At 32.1% G+C, this 2,143-nt stretch carries 3 protein-coding genes and 1 pseudogene; all 4 read right to left on the bottom strand.

All coding sequences use genetic code 11. The annotated features are described in order from the left end of the window. Nucleotides 1-688 (bottom strand): redox-regulated ATPase YchF (gene ychF / locus IDG60_RS11855; protein ID WP_206160729.1); only part of this gene is annotated, 688 nt, incomplete at its 3' end. Between the two features lie 11 nt (nt 689-699). Further along, nucleotides 700-903 carry a DUF951 domain-containing protein gene (locus tag IDG60_RS11850; RefSeq protein WP_000157348.1) on the bottom strand — a complete coding sequence of 68 codons (204 nt, stop codon included), beginning with the start codon at nt 901-903 and terminating at the stop codon, nt 700-702. 29 nt (nt 904-932) lie between these two features. Further along, nucleotides 933-1,814 (bottom strand): mechanosensitive ion channel family protein, encoded by an 882-nt coding sequence (locus IDG60_RS11845; protein WP_000373073.1) that lies wholly within the window; start codon nt 1,812-1,814, stop codon nt 933-935. A gap of 153 nt (nt 1,815-1,967) precedes the next feature. After that, a pseudogene (locus tag IDG60_RS11840) lies at nt 1,968-2,143 on the bottom strand (ParB/RepB/Spo0J family partition protein); the annotation flags it as partial.

Raw genomic sequence — 2,143 nt, 5'->3', positions numbered from 1 at the left:
GCGCTGCATATTCACGAATCGCTTTTACTTTATCATTATCATCATCACCAATTTCATCTTCACCAACATTAGCGATATAAAGCATTTTTTTAGAAGTCAGTAATTGCGCTTGATTCACCCATTTTTGGTCTTCTTCATTAAAGTCAATACTACGAGCGGGTTTACCATTTTCTAAAGCTTCTTTAATAGTTGTTAAAATACGCACTTCCATTTCAGCAGTCTTATCTTTTTGACGTGCCAATTTTTCAATTCTAGGTAAGCGTTTTTCAACTGATTCTAAGTCTGCAAGTACTAATTCCATATTGATAACTTCGATGTCATCAATTGGATCAACTCGACCAGCTACATGTGTTACATTATCATCGTCAAAAGCACGAACAACCTGACAAATTGCATCTACTTCTCTAATATGTGATAAGAATTTATTACCTAAACCTTCACCTTTAGAAGCACCTTTAACAATTCCGGCAATATCTGTAAATTCAAATGTAGTAGGTAATGTTTTTTTAGGTTGAACCATTTCTTCTAATTTAAGTAGTCTTGCATCTGGCACTTCTACAATACCCACATTTGGGTCTATAGTTGCGAACGGATAGTTTGCTGCCAAGGCACCCGCCTTTGTAATTGCATTAAATAATGTTGATTTACCAACGTTTGGTAAGCCAACGATACCTGCTGTTAAAGCCATGAATCATTCTCCTATCTTTGTGTATCATCCTGAGATACGATGATTTTTTTTAGTTTTTTATCAAACGTTTGACGTGGAATCATAATGCTTCGTTGACAATTTTCACACTTAATTCTAATGTCAGCACCCATTCTAATAATTTTAAAACGATTGGTTCCACACGCATGTTGTTTTTTCATTTCTACTATATCATTTATTCCATATTTTGACGCCATTAAATATGACCTCCATGTATTATAAACTACTAAACACCGTTTTCACTATGATTAAAAGGTGTCATTATTGGTTGTGGTGTCTTGATACCTTCTTGTAAAAACATTTTTTGTACTTCTTTACGAATAATACGCGCACCAGAGAAACCTTCACCTGGTATTGTTTCTGCTGAAACCCTTAATATTACTCTAGTATCTTCAAAGGCATCAATACCAATCACAACAGGATCACTTACAAATAAATAATATTTACTACGCAGAGATGTAAATAATTTGTTTAATTTCTTCTCAACATTATCAATATTTTCATCTACAGATACTGGAATTTTAACAATTGCTGTTCCATTCGTAATTGAGTAATTCGTTATTTCACCCATGCTACTATTTGGCAAGATTGTAAGTTCTCCAGATATTGTATTAATACGTGTTGAACGGAGTCCAATTGATTTAACTGTTCCCTCTGCTACAGTTGTACCACCGTTGTTTATCTTAACATAATCACCTACATCAAATTGGCTTTCAAATATAATGAAAAATCCAGTAATAACGTCTTTAACAATGGTCTGCGCACCAAAACCTACTGCTAAACCTACGACACCAGCACTTGCAATAACACCTTCAACACTAATGCCAAATTTACTTAAAATCGTCGTAATAACTATAAACCAAACGATATACTTCACTACATTTTGAACAAGAGATATTAAAGTTTTAGAGCGCTTTTTGTTACTCTTTTTACTTTTATTTTGAATCTTAAATCCCTGTTCAATCATTTTATTCAGTATTTTAATAACTATGAGGGCTACGATAATATAAATAACAATCATAGCGATTTTAGTTGCAATATTTTCATATGTTTCAATTTTAGTTAATGGTTCGAATAGCGATGAAATAATACTCATAACTTGATCCATAATTAGCGTTACTCCCTTCTATATAGTCTCAAATAATTTTATTAATATTGTTGTATTCTTCCAACCTACTGAAGTCGCATCATCTTCAAAGAATATAGATAACTATCAATATATCTATAGATTCACAAAGAGTTATTATATAAAATTGTGTAACTATTTACCATACCTACGATTTAATTGTTCAATTATTCTCACAAAGTCATCTTGTGAATCAAACTCAAATGAGATTTTACCAACCGATTTTTTTATTGATATATCTACTTTGGTACCATACTGTTCTCGCAACTGTCGTTCTTGTTGCTTTATAAATTTAGGCTTAGTTATATCTA

The sequence above is a fragment of the Staphylococcus sp. EG-SA-2 genome (genome assembly GCF_017152085.1).
Note: the sequence above shows the minus strand (reverse complement) of the source record. Positions and strands in the feature narration are given on the sequence as shown.

Excerpts from the sequence above, each read along its gene's own strand:
- IDG60_RS11845 (WP_000373073.1), bottom strand. The coding sequence starts at position 1,814 with ATGGATCAAGTTATGAGTATTATTTCATCGCTATTCGAACCATTAACT.
- IDG60_RS11850 (WP_000157348.1), bottom strand. The coding sequence starts at position 903 with ATGGCGTCAAAATATGGAATAAATGATATAGTAGAAATGAAAAAACAA.